The organism is Exiguobacterium sp. Leaf196, from assembly GCF_001423965.1.
Lineage (GTDB): Bacteria > Bacillota > Bacilli > Exiguobacteriales > Exiguobacteriaceae > Exiguobacterium_A.
In genome coordinates, this window is record NZ_LMPV01000006.1 from 494,782 (window position 1) to 513,510 (window position 18,729).

Annotated in this window: 16 protein-coding genes; 3 read left to right on the forward strand and 13 right to left on the reverse strand. The window is 46.4% G+C overall.

Annotated elements, in window-relative coordinates; translation table 11 throughout:
• Positions 1 to 13 precede the first annotated feature (13 nt).
• On the reverse strand, positions 14 to 1,480 hold the full coding sequence (locus ASG02_RS08680; RefSeq protein ID WP_056062635.1) for a UDP-N-acetylmuramoyl-L-alanyl-D-glutamate--2,6-diaminopimelate ligase: 1,467 nt from the start codon (positions 1,478 to 1,480) through the stop codon (positions 14 to 16).
• A gap of 248 nt (positions 1,481 to 1,728) precedes the next feature.
• Between ASG02_RS08680 and ASG02_RS08685 the strand changes: the two genes are divergently transcribed.
• Entirely contained in the window at positions 1,729 to 2,157 is a 429-nt protein-coding gene (locus ASG02_RS08685) for a MarR family winged helix-turn-helix transcriptional regulator (RefSeq protein ID WP_035406341.1), read from the forward strand.
• Positions 2,154 to 3,341: an MFS transporter gene (locus ASG02_RS08690; protein ID WP_035406338.1), complete on the forward strand. Its 1,188-nt coding sequence runs from the start codon at positions 2,154 to 2,156 to the stop codon at positions 3,339 to 3,341. The genes ASG02_RS08685 and ASG02_RS08690 overlap by 4 nt, the downstream gene beginning before the upstream one ends.
• Positions 3,342 to 3,408: 67 nt before the next feature.
• Here the strand turns inward: ASG02_RS08690 and pheT are convergent, their stop codons facing one another.
• The 8 genes from pheT to infC form a co-directional block, all read right to left on the reverse strand.
• Complete coding sequence (pheT, locus tag ASG02_RS08695) at positions 3,409 to 5,805, reverse strand: phenylalanine--tRNA ligase subunit beta (RefSeq protein ID WP_056062637.1); 2,397 nt, start codon at positions 5,803 to 5,805, stop codon at positions 3,409 to 3,411.
• Between the two features lie 12 nt (positions 5,806 to 5,817).
• Positions 5,818 to 6,840, reverse strand: coding sequence for a phenylalanine--tRNA ligase subunit alpha (gene pheS, locus ASG02_RS08700; protein ID WP_056062640.1), 1,023 nt, complete (start codon positions 6,838 to 6,840; stop codon positions 5,818 to 5,820).
• Positions 6,841 to 7,148: 308 nt separating this feature from the next.
• Entirely contained in the window at positions 7,149 to 7,901 is a 753-nt protein-coding gene (locus ASG02_RS08705; RefSeq protein WP_050677644.1) for an RNA methyltransferase, read from the reverse strand.
• Between the two features lie 7 nt (positions 7,902 to 7,908).
• Entirely contained in the window at positions 7,909 to 8,991 is a 1,083-nt protein-coding gene (locus ASG02_RS08710) for a M42 family metallopeptidase (RefSeq protein WP_029342316.1), read from the reverse strand.
• A 12-nt stretch (positions 8,992 to 9,003) separates the two neighbouring features.
• On the reverse strand, positions 9,004 to 9,486 hold the full coding sequence (locus ASG02_RS08715) for a dUTP diphosphatase (protein WP_035406331.1): 483 nt from the start codon (positions 9,484 to 9,486) through the stop codon (positions 9,004 to 9,006).
• Between the two features lie 118 nt (positions 9,487 to 9,604).
• Positions 9,605 to 9,964 carry a 50S ribosomal protein L20 gene (rplT, locus tag ASG02_RS08720; protein WP_012371057.1) on the reverse strand — a complete coding sequence of 120 codons (360 nt, stop codon included), beginning with the start codon at positions 9,962 to 9,964 and terminating at the stop codon, positions 9,605 to 9,607.
• Between the two features lie 37 nt (positions 9,965 to 10,001).
• Positions 10,002 to 10,196 carry a 50S ribosomal protein L35 gene (gene rpmI, locus ASG02_RS08725; RefSeq protein WP_023469015.1) on the reverse strand — a complete coding sequence of 65 codons (195 nt, stop codon included), beginning with the start codon at positions 10,194 to 10,196 and terminating at the stop codon, positions 10,002 to 10,004.
• Between the two features lie 27 nt (positions 10,197 to 10,223).
• On the reverse strand, positions 10,224 to 10,754 hold the full coding sequence (gene infC / locus ASG02_RS08730) for a translation initiation factor IF-3 (RefSeq protein ID WP_035406328.1): 531 nt from the start codon (positions 10,752 to 10,754) through the stop codon (positions 10,224 to 10,226).
• A gap of 432 nt (positions 10,755 to 11,186) precedes the next feature.
• Here infC and ASG02_RS08735 point away from each other — a divergent pair, with 432 nt between their 5' ends.
• Positions 11,187 to 12,656 carry a catalase gene (locus tag ASG02_RS08735; protein ID WP_035406325.1) on the forward strand — a complete coding sequence of 490 codons (1,470 nt, stop codon included), beginning with the start codon at positions 11,187 to 11,189 and terminating at the stop codon, positions 12,654 to 12,656.
• A gap of 47 nt (positions 12,657 to 12,703) precedes the next feature.
• Here the strand turns inward: ASG02_RS08735 and ASG02_RS08740 are convergent, their stop codons facing one another.
• From ASG02_RS08740 to ASG02_RS08755, 4 genes are all read right to left on the reverse strand, one after another.
• Entirely contained in the window at positions 12,704 to 13,909 is a 1,206-nt protein-coding gene (locus ASG02_RS08740) for a right-handed parallel beta-helix repeat-containing protein (RefSeq protein ID WP_056062642.1), read from the reverse strand.
• 217 nt (positions 13,910 to 14,126) lie between these two features.
• Complete coding sequence (gene thrS, locus ASG02_RS08745) at positions 14,127 to 16,067, reverse strand: threonine--tRNA ligase (protein ID WP_056062646.1); 1,941 nt, start codon at positions 16,065 to 16,067, stop codon at positions 14,127 to 14,129.
• Between the two features lie 311 nt (positions 16,068 to 16,378).
• Positions 16,379 to 17,296, reverse strand: coding sequence for a primosomal protein DnaI (gene dnaI / locus ASG02_RS08750; protein WP_035406319.1), 918 nt, complete (start codon positions 17,294 to 17,296; stop codon positions 16,379 to 16,381).
• Positions 17,297 to 17,308: 12 nt separating this feature from the next.
• Positions 17,309 to 18,670: a replication initiation and membrane attachment family protein gene (locus ASG02_RS08755; protein WP_056062648.1), complete on the reverse strand. Its 1,362-nt coding sequence runs from the start codon at positions 18,668 to 18,670 to the stop codon at positions 17,309 to 17,311.
• Between the last annotated feature and the right edge of the window lie 59 nt (positions 18,671 to 18,729).

An 18,729-nucleotide genomic window follows, 5' to 3' on the forward strand; every position in this document is an offset into this window, starting at 1 on the left:
GAATGGTCGGTTTTTAAATGACGGATTCTCCTTCAGACAGCCGTTCTAGTTCCGCAAGCAGTATATGTTTTTCATTAAATGGAATCGTTTTAGTTCCGATTCGTTCCACCTCATCATGCCCTTTTCCGACAATGACGACGCGTTGCCCTCGATGTGCGAGATGCGCGGCTTGTACGAGTGCTTCATGACGAGACGTGTGACACCCAATTAACCGCTCTTTCGGAACATCAACAATTAACTCATCGATGATCTGATTCGGAGCCTCTGATCTCGCATCATGAACAGTTGCTATGATATGTTCGCAATATTTACTTGCGATTCGTCCCATCTCCGCTCGTTTTGATCGGTCACGCTCTCCAGCTGCACTCAAGACAATCGATAGCGACTCGCCTATATAAGTAAGTGCCTGTAAACATTTTTCTAGACCATCTGGGGTATGCGCATAATCGAGATAGATTTCGCAAGAAGTCCATTCCAGTCGTTCAAGTCGTCCTTTCGGTAACTCCAGTTCTGGAATATGACGAATCAGTGCATACAGATTGGCATTGCCTGCCCGCAATAATCCCATTGCTGCCGCTAAATTCGCCGCATTGAATTCACCAAGTAAAGCTGTCGGTACACGTGTCGTCGTCTCATCGATCCGGACATTGATGGTGTCGGTCAGCCATTCGACTGCGATTTGTGACGTCCGGTGTGGTTGCGTCGTATACCAAATAACTGGTTGCAAAGGTGCGGCATCTCGCATGACACGACTCCAACCGTCTTCTCGATTTAAGACGATGGTCTGTCCGTTTGACGCAGCAACTTGTTGAAACAACAAAGCTTTCGTCTTGGCGTACTCTTCCATCGAATGATGATAATCAAGATGATCATGCGATAAATTCGTAAAGGCTGCCGAATGGAAGGAAACTCCCTCGACTCTCCCTTCAGCGAGCGCATGAGAAGACACTTCAATAATACAATCCGTCACGCCTTGTTCAACCATCTCGAACAATAATCGATGCAGAATGATCGCTTCGGGCGTCGTATTTGGCGTCTCGATGAATTCTTCATCGATCCGTGCACCGACCGTGCTGATCATGCCGGCTTTCACACCAGTCGCCCGAAAGAGATCGTACGCTAATTTCGTTGTCGTCGTTTTTCCGTTCGTTCCTGTTACACCATAAACACGCATTTTTTGACTCGGTTGGTTGTAAAAGCGATTCGCGACTTGACCTGCAAGTCGTTTTGTATCCGGTACGATGATGATAGGAACTGGACAGTCGGGAAACGGGCGTTCAGCCAAAATCGCCACAGCTCCATTTTCGATTGCTTGATTGATATAATCGTGACCATCAACGGTGTAACCGTTGATACAAATAAACAGTCCATTCAGTTTGATTTGACGTGAATCGGTGGCGATATTCGTGATCAATGGATTGATTGCTTCATTTATAGGAATTGGCAATAATTCAGTCAGAAGCTTCGCTAGTCGATTCATGATGTACTCTTCCTTTCTTCTCTCTATGTCCAAATAGTACAGTCAACTTATCGTAAGAGTAAGCACTCGATGTTTTAAGTTGAACAAATACCCTTTTACGGAACATACCCCGTTCGAGCATTGCTTAATCTTTTTCATTTAAGAACCTCATTCCTGTTAATACATGCAAGAAGTTTTTTCATCTTGCACCTCTCACCCAGCTTTGATACACTCTTAAGGTTAACTAGTTAACTAAAGGAGAAATAAAAATGCTTTATACCCAAGAAGATGTCCTCGGACAATTATCCAAAGTATCACGTCTCGTCAAACGAGAAGTTGATGCTACCTTAGCTCCATATTCCTTACATACGGGTCAATGGGCGCTATTGAAAGCAGTTGCGTTATTACAACCTGTTTCACAAGTTCAATTGGCACATTATTTGATCATCGAAAAACCAGCTGTGACAAAAACTGTTTCACGTCTTGAGACACTCGGATTCATCACTCGAACGAAAGAAGGACGAACACACTTCGTCTCGTTGACACCTTTAGCCATCGAACGGTTCGACCAAATCGACGCTGCTGTCCAAGAGACACATCAACGATTACTTGCCACCTTCCCCCTTACCGATCAGCAACAACTCGGTGAATGGATGACACACTTACTCACTCTACATCGACAGGAGGAATCCTCATGACCACTCGATTATTTTCACGTCATTACGTCATGACGTTGGTCATCAATCTATTGCTCTTCATCACGTTTTACCTACTCAATGCCTCACTGCCTTTACTGGCTGCTAAGCAGTTTCCAGTCTCTGCTTCAGCACTCGGATGGATTGTGACTAGCTTCATCCTGGCAACGGTCTGTTCTCGTCCATTGATTGGTCACTGGTTGGATCGTTACGATTTGAAGCGCGTCTTGATGATCTCTGCGACTCTCTTTACAATGATGAGCATTTGTTACCTGCTCGTCCTACCACTGGAATCATTCTTCTATTTGATCATCATCCGTATCATTCATGGTTTTAGTTTTGGGATGTTGTCTTCTTCAATCAGTCTCGCTGTCACGACATTGATCCCAAAAACACGTCAAGGCGAAGGTATGGGATATTTTGTACTATCGATGAACTTGGCATCCGTTCTTGGTCCTGTCATCGGTCTAACCTTTATTCAAGAAAAAGCCTTTGCTCTTTATTTCGTCACGGTTGCTGCCTTAGCCATCATCGCCTTATTGTTAATGATGCGTCTGCCACTAACAAGCCAACATATTCCAAGCACATCCGCATTTCGTTTAAGCCAGTCTCTCTTTTTATCGCGTCCACTTTTGTTAGTAGCGACCCTTTTGGCAGGCGTTGCAATTTCTAGTACTTCAGCGTTCATTTCACTGTATACGGACTCGATCGGACATGTGGCATATGCTTCTTATTTTTATGCGTTAGTTGCTCTTGGAATGGTCGGGATTCGACCAATTGCCGGAAAACTGTTCGACCAGCGGGGTGCCGCATTCGTGTTATTGCCATCGTTTGTTCTTTATATGATTGGCTTTGTCATTCTCGGCATGTATCCTTCTTTTGCCGGTTTATTGACTGCTGCCGTCATCATTGGTGTCGGTTCGGCATCTATCTTCCCGGGTCTTCAAACCGTCCTCTTGAATTTCGCACCTCCCGCACAGAAAGGGAAAGCCATCTCGACCTTTTTCCTTGCTTACGACACGGGCTTCGGAATCGGTGCCTTGATTCTCGCCACAGTCGCAAGCGGTATCGGCTATTCGAATATGTTCTTATCCTGTAGTCTAATCGTTCTCGTAAGTGGTCTACTGTACTTTATCTTTACGAAACGACAAGCTACATCATCTGAAGCAGAAGAACTAGCTTCTTAAATCTATCTCGTCAAACGAAAACAGCCACCTTCCTCTAAGAGGAAAGCGGCTGTTTTTTTCATTCTGATTATGCACGAAGTTCCGCATTGAAAGTTTCTTTCACTGCATCAACGACTCGCTGTTGCGCTGTCGTAATCTCTTCGTCGACGAGCGTCCGTTCTTTGTTTTGGTAACGAAGAGAGAAGGCGAACGATTTTTCATGTTCTCCAACGTTCTCTCCCGTATAGACATCGAATAATTCGATTGCCTGTAGAAGTGGACCGGCCGCCTCCGTCATGACATCGACGATTGATTGTGCCGTCACTGATCGCTCAACGACGATTGCTAAGTCACGTGTCATCGATGGGAAACGTGAGATTTCCGAGTAGACCTGTTCTTCCTTCGAACGCAATGCCATTGCCTCTAACTCGAAGACGTACACTTCTTTTAGACCATACTGTTCTTTTGACAGACCAGGATGCACTTGACCGACGAATCCGATTGCTTCTCCATCAAGCAGAATACGTGCCGTCCGCCCTGGGTGCATCGATGGAATGCTCGCTGCCTCAAACGTCAACGTGATACCAGACGCAGATGCGAGTGTCTCGACGATTCCTTTCATGACGAAGAAATCTGTTTTAACAAGTGTGCCATGAGCACGGTGTTGTTCTGATACACCAACTGCGACGCCACCAATCATTTCTTGTTCGATTGGAAGTGTCTCAAGTGAAGCATCTCGTTGTAGATAAACACTACCGAGTTCATAGAATGCGACATCTGCATGCTGTCGAGCGACGTTATGTTGTGCGACTTCAAGGAGTCCCGGAATGAGTGATGTCCGCAATGTCGAACGTGCTTCACTGATTGGCATCGCCAGTTTGACTGGATGCAGATCTTCCCGTTCATTGAATTGCATCGCACGTTGCTCGCTCGTCAATGAATACGTGATCGCTTGTGAGAGACCCGCTCCCTGCAATGTCCGACGTAAATGACGACGATGGATGTTCCGTTTTGGTAAGAAACCACGGCTCGCTTCAGACGGTAAGCTTGAAGTCAGTGCATCATATCCATAGAGACGTGCGACCTCTTCCGCTAAATCAGCCGGAATTTTCAAATCTTGGCGGCGAGTCGGTACGCTGACCGTCAAGGCATCCCCCGATAATTCAACACCGAGACCAAGACGTTCGAGTAACGTTTGCATGACCGTTCCTTCAATTTCCATACCAAGACGATGATTGATGTACGAGACACTCGCTTCAATCAAATGATCGTCAAGCTCGAGCGTTCCGGCTTGAGCGACACCGGCTTGAACCGTTCCACCCGAGAGTTCAGCAATCAAAGCTGCAGCACGATCGAGTGCTAACAAGACACGACGTGGGTCGACACCTTTTTCAAAACGCGCACTCGAGTCAGAACGGAGTCCAAGAACACGGCTCGTCTTCCGGACAGAAATCGGTGCGAAATAAGCAGACTCTAAAATGATCGATGTCGTATTACCGTCCACTTCGGTATTTGCTCCACCCATGACTCCAGCAAGCGCGACCGGGTGTTCACCGTCAGTGATGACCAGCATCGAAGAATCAAGTATTCGCTCTACTTCGTCGAGCGTCGTGAACGACTCTCCTGCGTGCGCTTGACGCACGACGATCCGTTTTCCGAGTTTTTCAGCATCAAATGAATGAAGCGGTTGACCTGTCTCAAGTAAGACGAAGTTCGTAACGTCGACGACGTTGTTGATCGGACGAATGCCGTTCGCGATCAAGCGGTTTTTTAACCAAGTCGGTGACTCTTGAATCGTCACGCCTTGAATTTCTCGTGCCGCGTAGAACGGGCAGTCCTCTGAATCAAGCGTCACGTCGACTGCCGTCGCTGGCTCTGCTTCGTTGACTTCAACGACCGGGAAAGTCGGTGTCGTATCGTAAAGCGCCGCCACTTCGTATGCGACACCATACATGCTGAGGCAGTCCGAACGGTTCGGTGTTAATCCAAGCTCGAGGATTTCATCGCGTAGACCGAGTAACTCCAAAACGTCTTGTCCTGGTGTGACTGGTTCACGGAACGTATGGATTCCGTCCTGCTCATCTTCTCGGATATATTTCTTTTCGAATCCGAGTTCTTCGAGTGAACAGATCATCCCTTCTGAGACGACACCTCGCAATTTGGCACGTTTGATTTTAATACCTGGCAGGCGAGCTCCGACGCGTGCGACGATGACATCTTGTCCGGCTTCGACGTTCGGTGCACCACACACGATTTGGACCGGTTCGTCTTGCCCGATGTCGACCGTCGTGACATTCAATTTATCTGCTTCTGGATGTTTTTCTTTCGTTAATACACGTCCGACGACGATGTTGTTCAACGCTTCATCCCGGACATCGACGCCTTCGACTTCGATTCCGCTCTTTGTAATCAAATCAGCCAAATCTTGTCCTGATGTGTGACTGACATCCACATATTCGTTCAACCATTGTTTTGAGACTAACATCTGCGTTCCCCCTTAAAACTGTTCGCTGAAGCGAACGTCATTCGTATAGAAGTGGCGAATATCATCGACACCGTATTTCAACATGGCAATCCGTTCGATACCCATTCCGAATGCGAAACCTGACATTTTCGTGCTATCATATTCAGCCATTTCGAGAACGTGAGGATGAACCATTCCAGCGCCCAGAATTTCAATCCATCCCGTCTGTTTACAGATGTTACATCCTTTACCGCCACATTTGAAGCACGAGACGTCGACTTCGACGGACGGCTCCGTGAACGGGAAGAAACTTGGGCGTAAGCGGACTTCACGTGCTTCACCGAACATCTGCTTCGCGAAGGCTTCAAGCGTTCCTTTTAAGTCTGCCATCGAAATCGATTCTCCGACGACTAGTCCTTCGACTTGCATGAATTGATGCGAGTGCGTCGCATCATCTTCATCCCGGCGATAGACTTTACCTGGGCAGAGAATGCGGATCGGTTCCCCTTTAGAAGCGAGCATCGTCCGTGCTTGGACCGGCGACGTATGCGTTCGCATCAAGATTTCTTCCGTGATGTAGAATGAATCTTGCATATCACGTGCTGGGTGATCCTTCGGCAGATTCAACATCTCGAAGTTGAAAAGATCTTGCTCGACTTCTGGACCTTCCGCAATCGTATAACCGAGTCCGACGAAGATGTCTTCGATCTCATCTGACACCTGTTGCAAGAGGTGCGCATGACCGACCTTTTTCGGACGACCTGGTAAAGTGACGTCAATCGCTTCCGCTGCCAGTTTCGCATCCATCTCCTGCTGTTTAACAGCTGTCAGACGTTGTTCGAGTTGCTCTTGGATCGCTTGACGGACCGTATTAGCGATCTCACCGACGACTGGTCGTTCTTCCGCTGATAACTTTCCCATTCCTCGTAATACTTCTGTGATTGGTCCCTTTTTCCCGAGATACTTGACTCGGACGTCATTAAGATCTTTTTGTGTTGTTGCCTGATCGACTAATGTCAACGCTTCATCGCGTAATGCTTCTAATTGCTCGCGCATCTTTCCCACTCCTTTAGTTGAAGATATAAAAAAACGTCCCTCCGGCAAATGCCGAAGGGACGATGTAAACACCGTGGTACCACCCTTGTTTGACTTTTCAATCGAAAAGTCCTCCAATTGCGCGATAACGGGCGCATCCCGTCACGATCTCTCGTGCGACTCCGGAGTGAATTCGGTTAGCAGATTCACGAAGCAGTTTTCAGTCTATGACTGCCTCTCCCTGATTGAATCATTCCCTAACGTACTCTGTTCCATCAACGTCCGTGATGTATTCCTGATGTTCACTTTAGCATGAACGCCTGTCGGTTTCAATCCACGCTTGCAAAATGATAGAGCAAAATGCCTGCTGCTACTGCTGCATTCAATGACTCTGCCTTACCACGAATCGGGATGTAAGCACGCTCATCACAGTAAGAGAGCAATTCTGGCGCAACGCCTTGTGCTTCATTCCCGATGATCAAACCAAGTGCATCCATCGGTGCGATCGTTTGATAAGACGTCGCTCCTTCTAACGCCGTGCCGATTACCGCAATTCCTTGCTCGTGCAGTGCATTGACTGCCTCTTCGAGCGGCATGGAGATGACAGGTAGGTGGAACAGCGATCCTTGGGTCGCACGGATGACTTTTCCGTTATAGACGTCAACTGTTCCCGGTCCGACGACGACACCATCGAATCCAGCTGCGTCAGCTGTCCGAATCATCGTCCCGACGTTCCCTGGATCTTGTAGACGATCGAGCAACAAATAGCGTCCTCGTTCTAATTGTGCCGAAGCTTGTTTCATCTCACAGACAGCGAAGATGCCTTGCGACGTTTCCGTCTCAGCCAGTACTTTGATGACGGCTTCATCGATCGTAAAGACATCGGCATTTCTTTTCCAAGAACCTGGTACTTGGTACGATTCACGCACGATCAATTCCTTGACGATTCCAGCGCGAACAGCTTCTTCAATCAGATGTTCTCCTTCGATCAAGAAACGGTTCGTCTGCAGACGTCCTTTTTTCGTTAAGAGTTTTTTCCATTGTTTAACGATTTCGTTCTTTGCTGATGCGATGTGCTTCATTATTTTATTACCCCTCGTAGATCGCTTGGACGGTCTCCGCATCAAGACGTTTTGTGACAGCAACGACTAAATCGACAGCTGCCTCGAAATCGGCTTTATGCATGATTGAGACGTTCGTGTGCAAGTAACGGATCGGTACAGTCAATGCAAGTGATGGAACACCTGTATTAGACAAATGGAATTTTGCTGCATCCGTTCCGCCACCTGGCGTTAAGTCCAGTTGATACTTGATATTTTCTTCTGTTGCGACTTTCGTCACGAAATCGATCAATCCACGATGTGCGATCATCGTTGCATCGAACATGATGACTTGAACGCCTTCACCTAATTTAGACAATGCTTCACGATCGGTCATTCCTGGCGTATCACCTGGGATACCTGTATCGACTGCAAAGGCGATTGATGGTTTCAGCAGGTGTGCGACGGTTTGAGCCCCACGTAACCCGACTTCTTCCTGAACAGTCGCTCCTGCGAAAATCGTGTTCGGATGACCGTCTGCTTTTAAGCGTTTGATTGCTTCGATTGCGATGGCACAACCAATCCGGTTGTCCCACGCTTTTGCCATCAAGAAGTTCTCATTTTTCATCACAGTAAATTCGCAATGTGGAACGACCGTATCACCCGGACGAATTCCCCAACCGTCGACTTCTTCTTTTGATGAAGCACCGATATCGATGAACATATCTTTAATGTCGACCGGCTTATTGCGCGCTTCCGGTGGTAAAACATGAGGTGGTTTTGCACCGATTACACCTGGAATGACTTCACCAGATGACGTTACAATGTTCATACGCTGTGCCAAGAGGACTTGACCCCACCAACCGCCGAGTGGTTGGAAACGAAGGAATCCTTTTTCATCGATCTTCGTGACCATGAATCCGACTTCATCCATGTGACCAGCAATCAATACACGTGGTGCATCTTCGCCTGCGCCTTTATGTTCAGCAAACAGACTACCGAGACCATCCTGGTGGAATGCTTCTGCATGAGGTTCTAAATATTCACGCATGAGGCTCCGGACTTCTTTTTCGTTTCCCGGTACACCTGTTGCGTCCGTGAGACGTTTTAGCATATGTAATTGTTCGTTCATCTGATTTCCTCCTTAGTAACCGTTGTCTTGTCGCACATGGTTTGCTTCATTTTTAGAAATGTAAGCCTTGAAAATCATATCCTGTGTAAAGCCTAGTGTAGCACCTAATGCAAGGTATGCACCAATCAGAACATCATAACTTTGTTCCGTCCGCGAAATTGCAAAAACATTCGTTTTGTTATAGACGTCTAAAAAAGCATCTGTTGCTGTCAAATAGAAGTCACCTTCTGTAAAATGACTCTTCTTGTACTCAAGCGCTAGACCTAGTGAGAGTAGAAAATGGACGCCATCGACATATTCCTCAAGAATTGTGACTTGAGCGGATGGTCCCTTGTTCGACCAGAACTTAAAGCAACGTGTCTCGTTCGCAAGTTCACCGAGTTCGACCAATAAGGCAAGCAGACGCTCGTCGAATTGATTGCCTGTTAATTGATGTTCTGACTGAATCCGTTTATCCAACTGTTCTTGCATCTCAAAAAGTGTCAACCAATCCATCTTTAATTCTCCTTCTATCTAAAAAAATCATATGACCGTCTCATCGACGTGCCTTCTTATTTTATCATTAAATCGAAAAAAACGTCGGAGAATTAAATTCCCCGACGAATTGTAGAACTTAAGCGTTCAATTTTGCTTTTGCTGTGTCAGCAAGTGAAGCAAATGCAGTTGCATCTGTAACTGCGAGGTCAGCGAGCATCTTACGGTTAACGTCGATACCTGCTAATTTAAGACCATGCATCATGCGGCTGTAAGAAAGACCGTTGATACGTGCTGCCGCATTGATCCGAGTGATCCAGAGGCGACGGAAGTCACGTTTCTTTTGACGACGGTCACGGTAAGCGTACATGAGAGATTTCATGACTTGCTGTTTCGCAACCTTGAAGAGTGTATGTTTCGAGCCGTAGTAGCCCTTAGCTAATTTGAGTTGTTTTTTACGACGTTGACGAGTCGTATATCCGCCTTTTACGCGTGGCATATAAATTCCCTCCTAAATCTGTATACGATTGGATAAATTACTTCGCGATCATGTGACGGATGCGTTTGAAGTCACCCGTAGATACCATGCTAGCTTTACGTAATTTACGTTTCGCTTTTGTTGATTTGTTACCGAACAAGTGGCTTGTGTAAGCACGACCACGTTTCAATTTGCCAGAAGCAGTACGTTTGAAACGTTTAGAAGCACCGCGGTGCGATTTCATTTTAGGCATGAGAGATTCCCTCCTACTTCGATTCGATTAGTCTTCTTTCTTAGGAGCAAGCACGAGGAACATGCTGCGTCCTTCCATCTTCGGTCTCTGTTCCACAACACCGAACTCACTTAAATCCGTTGCGAGGCGTTCGAGAACGCGTCTACCGATTTCCGAGTGAGTGATGGCACGACCGCGGAAACGAATACTCGCTTTCACTTTGTTACCATTCTCCAAGAATTTCTTCGCATTACGGAATTTCGTTTGGAAGTCGTTCTCCTCGATCGTCGGGCTAAGACGAACTTCTTTCATCTGAATCACTTTCTGATTCTTCCGAGTTTCTTTGTCCTTCTTTTGCATCTCGAAACGGTATTTACCATAGTCCATGATCTTACAAACTGGCGGTGTCGCTTGTGGAGCGACCATGACGAGGTCAAGTTCCGCTTCCTCTGCGAGACGTAGCGCTTCGTTGCGTGATTGGACACCTAGTTGAGCACCATCCGCTCCGATAAGACGAACTTCCCGGGCACGGATGCTTTCATTGATTAACAGATCTTTGCTAATGGTTAGCACCTCCATCGTGCATTGCACGAAAAATGAATGATAGAAAACGCTATAAAAAAAGCGTCGGCAGTTTTTCCCGCCCACACTCATAAGGAACGCCAAGGCACAGCATTTGCTATACATTGCGTATCTTCATGATGAACCAGTACGAGTTATCATACATGGTGAGAAGCGGGATGCTTCTGCTTTGTTGTCATTTCACTTTGCTATCATAGCACTTGTTTTCCCGTGATGTCAAGCCGCTTTCTATGTTCTTACAGAACGTTGCTCACATACTTGATTATAATAGCAATCCTTTTACGGATAAGCAAGAAGTTTCTAACCTGTTTTTCACGGGTACATTCATAACATGAAAAAAGATTCAGAACATTCGCAAGCAAAACTGTTTATTTAGAATGATTATTGTTTTATAATTAATTTAATCTTACATAAAGGGGAGAATAACAGATGACTGAAAAACGATTAACGACCAATCAAGGTGTACCAATCGGAGACAACCAGAATTCACGTACGGCTGGACGTCGCGGACCAACTTTATTAGAAGACTATCAATTAATTGAAAAGATGGCCCATTTCGATCGGGAACGTGTACCTGAGCGCGTCGTACATGCTCGTGGCTTTGGTGCTCACGGTGTCTTCACTGTCAAAAATTCGATGAAAAAGTACACGAAAGCTGCGTTTTTACAAGAAGAAGGGACAGAAGTTCCTGTTTTCGCCCGCTTCTCGACTGTTATTCACGGCACGCATTCTCCAGAGACGCTCCGCGATCCACGTGGATTCTCTGTCAAGTTCTATACAGAAGAAGGAAACTGGGATTTCGTCGGGAACAACCTTCCTGTCTTCTTCATTCGTGACGCCATGAAATTCCCGGATATGGTCCATTCTCTCAAACCAGATCCACGCACGAATATTCAAGATCCTGACCGTTACTGGGACTTCATGACACTTCGTCCGGAATCGACGAACATGCTCATGCACCTTTTCACGGATGAGGGTATTCCTGCAAGCTACCGTAAAATGCGTGGTTCTTCCGTTCACTCGTTCAAATGGGTGAATGCACACGGTAATACGGTTTATGTGAAACTACGCTGGGTACCAAAAGCTGGTGTTCATAATCTCTCAGCTGAAGAAGCAACAGAGATTCAAGGAAAAGATTTCAACCATGCTTCAAACGATACGTTCCAAGCGATTGAAGATGGCGATTACCCGGAATGGGATCTGTTCGTACAGGTACTTGATCCGGCTGACGTCGATCAGTTCGATTTCGATCCGCTCGACGCGACAAAAGATTGGTTTGAGGATGTCATTCCGTTCCAACACGTTGGTACAATGACATTGAACAAAAATGTCGACAACTACTTTGCTGAAACAGAATCGGTTGGTTTTAACCCAGGTGTCTTGATTCCAGGGATGTTGCCATCTGAAGATAAGTTACTACAAGGTCGCTTGTTCTCTTACTCAGATACACAACGCTACCGTATTGGCACGAATTATCAACAACTTCCAATCAACTGTCCGTTTGCACAAGTGAACAACTACCAACGTGACGGTGCAATGCCGGTCGGTCAGCAAACGAGTCCGGTCAACTACGAACCGAACCGTTATCAAGAAGAACCAAAAGAAACACCCGAGTATACGGAAGAAAATCAACCGTTGCTTGATGATAAACACGGTCGTCTCGAAATCGAGAAGACGAATAACTTTGGTCAAGCCGGAGAAGTATACCGTCGTCTGACAGAAGAAGAGCAAGCAGCTCTTCTGAAGAACCTCGTCAACGACCTTCAGCAAGTCCGTCATGAAAATACGGTCCTGCTCGCAATCTGTAACTTCTATCGTGCTGATGCATCACTCGGTCAGAAGCTATCAGAAGCGCTTCAAGTCAATATCGAACCGTTCCTGCAACAAATGCGTTCATAACGCAAAACGAGCACCCTCGACACTAGTCTTGGGTGCTTGTTTGTGTCTTAGTATGGAATAAAATCGTAACGCTCTGCCGTTTTATACGTGAACTCGTTCAGTTTTTTGAATAAGACGATTTGATCGAGTCCAACCTGCTTGACTGTATTTTGTTGCATGTACCGTTTTTGATCTGCTGTAAACGTATTATAGATTGGAGCATAGCCGTTACTTTGGAACGGTTGCATTTGAATCGCGCGATCCGCGTCTTCCAATCGATTGTAGCGAATTGTCCCTCCGACAACTCCTCTACCGAGAATCGTCATCGCTTTTCCATCTGCTCGATGCACGTTTCGGATCGTATTGTAGCGGAGCGTTGGATTCTCCCAGTTCATCATCGAAATCGCATAATCCTTCGTTCCGTCAATCGTGTTTTTTTCAATCCGGACATTCGTGTGTAATTTGTTTTCCGTGTATTGATGTGTGCCGATTGCCACATTGATGTTACGGAATAAGTTATTACGAATCGTGATATCTTCATTTGGAGTGCCATCTTGATTCGACCACTTCCAGTTGAAACCCTTCGTGATTGGATCTGGGGTATCGAGATTAATCGATTCATTCGGACCTGTATTCGGTATCATGACGGCATCGACGAATTTCATGTTTTCGATGACTGCCTTCTTCGTTGCATCAAGTTCCATCGCATGTGAACCCTTTTGATTCCGTACCGTAATACCGCCGATGTACAAATTTTGATTATGGGCAATAGCGAAAGCCGAACCACGCGCATATTGATTCAAGTCGATCTGTGCATTCCCCTTACCGACGAGTTTAACATTCTGGGAACCGTTATATTTGCCAACTTTTTTATTCAGACGTAAAACCGATGGCGCAACGAAATCAAAGACACTCGTCGTCGAACTAATCTTTGTCGTCCCTGTCTCTGTCGTCTTTTTGATGATGACACCATCCTCTAGGATCACCGTCGTATTGGACGGGATACCAACACGTAACGGGGACAGATACGTTCCCTTTGTTAGAACGAGGGTGCCTCCCCCTTCTTTTTCAAGTCGTTCCAAATAAGAACGCATCGTATAATGATTGCGTGTCTTTGCATTATAGGTCGTATATTTACGGATTGCTGGGTCAATCGCTTCTGTTTTTGGTGTAATCCGGTATGTTTTTTTAATCGTTGTCGCCTTCGCTTCGCTCGGATGAATACCGATTAAAAGTGAAGAAGCGATGAATACAGCGAGGGTTGTTTTCTTCAATCTGTAACTTCCTTCCTATTATTCAAAACATTTCATCCACTGAAGGTCTATTATAGCATTTATCCAATTAAAGGAAAAATGACATTTGGTCATTTTAGATAGATTCAGTTGGATGTTCTACCTGTTTCATCGGTATGAAATTGGTTTCTTTCAAGCATCCCATCACAAAAACAATCCGCCCTACATCAGCAGGGCGGATTGTTTTTGTATACATGAATTATTTTGAACGATTTGCGATTTCTTGCTCTAAATCTGCAATGAATTGTTCGAGTGATGCATTACTCGAGTCTTTTGAACCGTAACGACGAATGTTGACTTCGCGTGATTCAACTTCTTTGTCACCTAAAACGAGCATGACCGGTACTTTATTGACTTGTGCTTCACGAATACGATAACCGAGTTTCTCGTCACGGAAATCTGTTTCGACGCGGATTCCCTTTTTCAACAGGATCGCTTTGATTTCACGAGCATAGTCTTCATGAACACCAGAAACCGGAATCAATTTCACCTGAACGGGTGCGAGCCATGTTGGGAATGCGCCTTTGTATTCTTCGATCAAGTAAGCAACGAATCGTTCCATCGTTGATACGACACCTCGGTGTAAGACGACTGGACGGTGATCTTGTCCGTCGTTCCCTTTGTATGTCAATTCGAATCGCTCTGGTAAGAGGAAGTCGAGTTGGACTGTTGAGAGCGTCTCATCTTTACCAAGCGCTGTCCGAACTTGAACGTCAAGCTTTGGTCCGTAGAATGCGGCTTCGCCTTCTGCTTCGAAGTATTCGAGTTCGAGCTCATCCATTGTTTCTTTCAACTCACGTTGCGCCATTTCCCAGATCGCATCGTTGTCGAAGTACTTCTCTTTGTCCGCTGGGTCACGGTATGAAAGACGGAACTTGTAATCTGTGATCCCGAAATCAGCATAGACTTCTTGAATGAGATGAACGATGGCTTTAAACTCATCTTTCATTTGGTCAGGACGGACGAACGTATGTCCATCGTTAAGAACCATGTAACGAACACGTTGAAGACCAGTCAAGGCACCAGACATTTCGTAACGGTGCATGCCACCAAGCTCCGCGACACGAAGTGGTAAATCACGGTACGAACGTGGTTCGTTCTTATAGATCATCATATGGTGTGGACAGTTCATCGGGCGAAGAACAAGTTCTTCATTGTCCATCTCCATTTTCGGGAACATGTCATCTTGATAGTGATCCCAGTGCCCCGATGTCTTGTATAGATCGACTGAACCGAGGACCGGTGTATAGACGTGCTCATACCCAAGTTCGAGTTCTTTATCGACGATATAACGCTCGACTGTCCGACGGATCGCTGCTCCTTTTGGTAACCACATCGGAAGTCCTTGACCGACTTCTTGAGAAGTGAAGAATAAACCAAGTTCCTTCCCGAGTTTCCGGTGATCCCGTTCTTTTGCTTCAGCGAGGAAGTGGAGGTGTTGTTTCAACTGATCTTTTGTTGCCCATGCTGTACCGTAAATCCGTTGTAACATCTTGTTTTTCGAATCACCACGCCAGTAAGCACCAGCAATGCTCATCAATTTGAAGACTTGTAGCTTCGCTGTCGCTGGAACGTGTGGTCCACGGCAGAGATCGAAGAATTCGCCTTGACGGTAAATCGTCAAATCCTGATCAGCAGGAATCGACTCGATCAATTCAATCTTCAACGGATCATTGAGTTCTTTATAGATGGCGAGTGCCTCGTCACGCGAGACGACTTCTCGTTCGATCGGCAAGTTTTCACCGGCGATTTTATTCATCATCTTCTCGATTTCTGGAAGGTCCTCTTCTGTCAGACGACGTTCCATATCGATGTCATAGTAAAAACCATTCTCGATTGTCGGTCCAATTCCAAGATGAATCGTTTCATCCGGATACAGACGTTTGATGGCTTGTGCCATCAAATGAGCTGATGAGTGACGAATCAAGTCGAGTCCTTCTTCTGAATCCGGCATGATCAATTCAATTGTACCGTCCTCTTCGATTGGACGACGGTAATCGATGGCGTGCCCGTTCAATTTAGCAGCAAAGGCTTTTTTACGAAGACCTGGGCTGATCGAAGCTGCCACTTCTTCAGCTGTCGTGCCGGCTGCAAATTCCTTTACGGCGCCGTCTGGAAATGTAAGTGCGATGTTTGACATGACTGTTTCCCCCTTTTACAAAATAAAAAAGACTCATCCCTAAAAAGGGACGAGTCTTAATCTCGTGGTACCACCCTCGTTCCCGGACCATGCACTGGTTCGGCTCGAACACGCGTTAACGGGCGTGAGGCGCAAACGGATTAGCCCCGTTCGTGCTATGAGGGAGTAAAGACATGAATGATGCCATGAGAAGCTTCCACCGTTCTTCTCTCGCTAGTTTGGTTCATTTCATACTCCATATCCTCAATCGTTGCATCGTCTATTGACGTGTCATTAGTATAACGAATTCGTTGCTTCCTTGACAAGAAAAATTAGTAGCGACGTCGATTTTCACCAAGGAACTCGATTGGTTGCGTCGTCGTCCGGATTCGTTCCATCAGTCGTGCAGCCTTTAATTTATCGCCTTGATCATTTGTGATTCCGAAATGGAGCTCGAGTTCATCATAAGATAAGTTCGAGCTGAATAATGTCGGCAGACGATGCATCATGCGATACTGCAAAATGATCCCGAACAATTCATCCCGTACCCACGGACTGATCGATTCAGCACCGATATCGTCAATCAACAAGACTGGAATCGTTTGAAATCCTTCGAGGAATGTATCGAATGAGTCAGACCGAATCCGCCGTTTCGCTTCAGCGACAAACCCAGGGGCATGAACAAGGATCGTTGCAATCCGTTCTTTTTTCAAAGCATTCCCGATCGCAGCCAAGAGGTATGTTTTCCCGACACCAAAGCTACCATGAAGGTATAATCCCTTGACCGTCTCCTTCGAGCGGAGATGATTGAGGAACTGAGACGCCGCACGCAAGGCAAGCTTACGGTCCGTCGTCGATAAGTCAAAATCACTGAAGTTCGCATCGCGGACTTCATCCGGCAGGAACAGGCTCTTAAATTTCTTCTCAAGCGCACGTTCATCCTCTCGGTCTTTTAACGCTTGCGACTTCTCATACGAGACGACGATCTGTCCTTTTTCGACGTGCAGGATCGGCTGGTACCCTTCGATGACTGCCTTACTTTCAATCAGTCGATTTCCGTCCATCTGTTCCGCATATTCATTCAATTTGAGCATGCCCCGCTCGATCATCCGTTGATCGATTTCCGGATGTGTCCGCAAGAACATAACGACACCTGGATGAGACAACACTCGTTGTTGAATCGCTCGAACCGATTCTGCGACGTCCGGTCGACTTAATATTTTTTCGATAGATGATTGGATATGTTCCATGTCTCGACTCCTTTAGTTCCCCTTCAGTTCTCGTAAGATCCGTTCCATTTCTTCATCATCTGGAACATCTGCTTCGAAACTCGCTTTTTTAGAGGCTTCGTACTGCTGCTGTTTTGCTTTCTCTTCTTGCAACCACTTCGGATTCGGACCGCCATTCGTGTTGCTTGTCCGTCCCCGGCGACCACCAACGGTTTGACGCGCACGTTCTTGTTTTTGCTCCTGCTTTTTTGAAATCAACTCATCCTGCTCCTGCGTCTTCGCTAGTGCCTCGGATGCCGTCACGTATCCCTTCTGTTTCCAATCATCAACGATCGATAAGAGGAAGTTCTTGCTGAAGCGATTATCTTTTTTGATGACGAGCGCATAGTAGTACGCAGCATTGACGATCCCAGACGACATCTCATAATCGATGATCAATTGTTGGATCAATTCTTCATCCCGTTCAGACAACGCTTTGACCTTTCGCAACTTCGCTACATAATGCTTCGGATGGGTGCTTTCCATCGTCTCCGTCGCTTCGATGTCTCCGACCTCGATCGTGTCTAGTGAGGCGACCTTCGCTTTTTTCTCCCGGCTGAGTTTTTGTTTCGCTGACAACATCATCTGTTTGCAGCGTTCTTGCTTCTCAGCATCGGTCATCGGCAAGTACGCTTCGTGACGGAAACGGGCATTCAACAGTTCCGCCATCAATGCTTCATTCGACTGCGTGACGTAAGCAAGCTTCACGAGCAGATGATCGATTGCCTTTGAGTAAAATGTTCGTGGCAGGAAACGATCGGTCTGTCGCTTCATCTCTTCTAGATCAAACGAATAGTCGAATTCATATACCGCACGTTCCTGTTTCGCATAAGCTTTCGGCTGATGAGCGGAAGCAAGACCAGCTTTTACGTCGAACACTTGATCAAATCGAACCGTCCGATCAACGATGTTCTTCGGAAGCGGCTCCGTCCGAAAACGATGCTGTAACGACCGGAACCGGATTTCACCGACGCGATAGAACAGCAGACTCGATAACACCCCGTCATTCAAGAAGGTGTTCGGCGCGAGCGGAACCCGGATTTGATAAATGTAACGATAAGCGGCTTGGCGCGCTTCGAACGTTCGAATCAACCCGATCCCTTCTAGCTTAAATAACTCTTCCTTGAACTCATCGACGGAAAACCCGAGTAGTGTTCCGAGTTCCGCATGGGAAATATACTGGGATTTCGTTTTCCCTGGGATCATCTCACTCCAAAACGTTTGATAGAGCCCAAGCGCTTTAACACCGATAATCGGCTGGTATAAATAATATAAAGATTGATAAGCTTCACGGTCGACGACACCATTGCTCATCACTAAGCAAAGGTCGGTACCGGAAAGTTCACGTTCTACCATCTGACTCGTCCTTTCCTTAGGGAGAAAAAGAGAGGTGCGCTGACCGGACAGACGACCTC